Here is a 2338-nt window from a genome sequence, read left to right as displayed (position 1 = left end):
GTGCCGGCGGACTCGTTGACTACCTGCAGCGGCAGGTCGGCATCCGGGACGCGGCCGGCTTTCTTGACCAGTGGGRCTCGCTCGAGGGCCACCCGTTCTATCCCACCTGGAAGTCCAAGCCCGACCTCAGTCCCGAGGGTGTGGCGCGGCTTTCGCCCGAGTTCGACGCCCGGGTCGAGGTCCGGATCGCCGCGCTGCGCAAGGACATGGCGTACATCGAACGCATGCCGCATGTCCGCGACTACCCTGAGTGGTTCGCCGGCAACTTTCCCGTGCTTTGGACAAGCTGGAAAGAACAGMTGAACGCCAGACAGCTGGACGAGGCTGACTGGCTGCCCCTGCCCATTCACCCATGGCACCTTGAACATTATGTGAAGAAGGAATACGCCAGCGAGATCGCGGAAGGCCTCTTGATCACGGATGGTCCGGACATCGAAACGCTTCCGACAATGTCCTTTCGGACCATGATGCCGAGCCTGCCTGCCCCATTGATCAAGCTGCCCGTCGCGCTGTGGCTCACCAGCGAGCAGCGTAGCCTGCAGGCCAAGTCGATCCACATGGGCCCGCGCATCAGCACCCTGATCCAGAAAATACTGGCTGAGGAGAACGGCTTCGACCAGACGCTTTCCATATTTCCGGAAGAGGTCGCATTTCATTACCGGCATGCCGTGAGGCAAGAGGACAGGCCCGGCCGTCACCTGTCGGTAGCCTTTCGGGGCGGCAAGGAAGCCTTTGAGCGGTCTGACGGCTTGTTACCCATCACGGTGGCCGCCCTTTTTACTGCGTCACCCACAAGCGGCAGGCCACTGATGACGGAGCTGGTGGAGCGCAACGGCGGCGCAGCGTCGCCGACAGCCGTTGAGTCCTACTTTCGGCAATACGTACGCGTCGTCACGCGGCCGGTGATCGGTATTTACCTGCTCTACGGCATCGGGCTGGAAGCGCACCAGCAAAATACGTCCGTGCTGTTTTCTGCCGATGGACTACCCCGCAAGCTGCTGATACGTGACTTCGGCGATGGCCGCACCTACGCACCCCTTCTGTCCGGCCGCGGGCACGAACTCCAACCCTATGTCCATCCAGGCATCCTTCCCACGGTGTTTTCCGATGACATTGAGCCGGTGCGCACCTTTGTACTTGATGCATGTTTCGTGTGCCACCTGCACGAAATTGCCTTGATGCTGACCAGTGAGTACGGGCTCGCACCGTCGCGTCTCTGGGAAATCCTGCGCGAAGAAACGCAAGCGGCATTCGATGCCGTAGCCGGCCGGGTATCCCCGGAATTCTGGCGGGCCGAACTGACCGAATTCTTTGAGCGTCCCTGGCCCACCCGGTCGGTGCTGCGCATGCATCTGCTGCGTTACTCCGACTACCGGCTGCAGCATCATTTGCCCAATCCGCTGGCGGACAGCGGGACCTGACCGGTGGCGAAGGCCCAAGCCCTGACCGTGAGCGGCGGGTACCTGATTCACGTTCTGTTTGTCATCCAGCTGGTGTCCATGGGCGCCATGGAAATGAGCGGGCCGTTTTGGCCCGTGCATCTGCAGGCGCTCGGTGCGTCCGGGTCGCTGCTCGGTTTCGCCGGCATCGCGGTCTATGTGGGGCCGATGCTGGGCATCGTGCTGACCAGCGCATTCTGGGGGCGCATCGGTGATCGGTTTGGGCACAAGCTGATGATGATCAGGGCCTTGCTGGGGCTGGCACTGACGCAGCTCGCACTGGCGTTCACCCACGACATCTGGAGCATTCTGGTGCTGCGTTTCGTGCAGGGCGCCTGCGCGGGTTACATCGCGCCGGCGCAGGCCTACAGCGTCAGCATCGAGCCGGTCCAGCGGCGGGCACGCCTGTTTGCCTATCTGCAGGTATCCACCAATGTCGGCTCACTGGGCGGGGCGGTGGCTGGTGGCCTCATTCTTGACCTTGCGAGTTTCTTCTGGATCAATATCGCCGCGGCGCTTCTCTGCGCGGCATGCGCCGCCGCCGCGGCGTTCATCCTGCCCGACGTTCCGGTCTCAAAGCACCCAGCCCCGGCAGCCGCAGGGCCGCTTCAACCGCAGGTAGCCCCATTGCCCACGTGGCGCTCCCCACCCATCCTGGGCCTGCTCGGCATCATCGGAATTTTGCTGGTGAGCCGGATGTTGACGCAGACCCCTTTCGCCCTGTATGTGCGATCCATTTTCGAGGCCAGCAATTGGATCGTGGGCTTGTGCTACGGCTTGCTGGCGTTGGGGTTTGTGGTGTCCGCTTCTTTGTGGGCCCGCTACTTTGAGCAACAACCGATAGCGGGCACTCTGCGGAAAATGGCCCAAGTGGCCATTGCCTGCGCAGTGCTTACTGC

2 protein-coding genes are annotated in these 2338 nt (G+C 62.4%); both read left to right on the top strand.

Going from position 1 to position 2338, the window contains the following annotated elements:
• The coding region (locus AC1D0Z_RS19805; RefSeq protein ID WP_477659886.1) for an IucA/IucC family protein at positions 1-1421 on the top strand (1421 nt) is incomplete at its 5' end.
• A 3-nt stretch (positions 1422-1424) separates the two neighbouring features.
• Positions 1425-2338 (top strand): MFS transporter (locus tag AC1D0Z_RS19800; RefSeq protein ID WP_477659885.1); only part of this gene is annotated, 914 nt, incomplete at its 3' end.

The sequence above is a fragment of the Polaromonas sp. P1_E3 genome (assembly GCF_056405935.1).
Note: the sequence above shows the minus strand (reverse complement) of the source record. Positions and strands in the feature narration are given on the sequence as shown.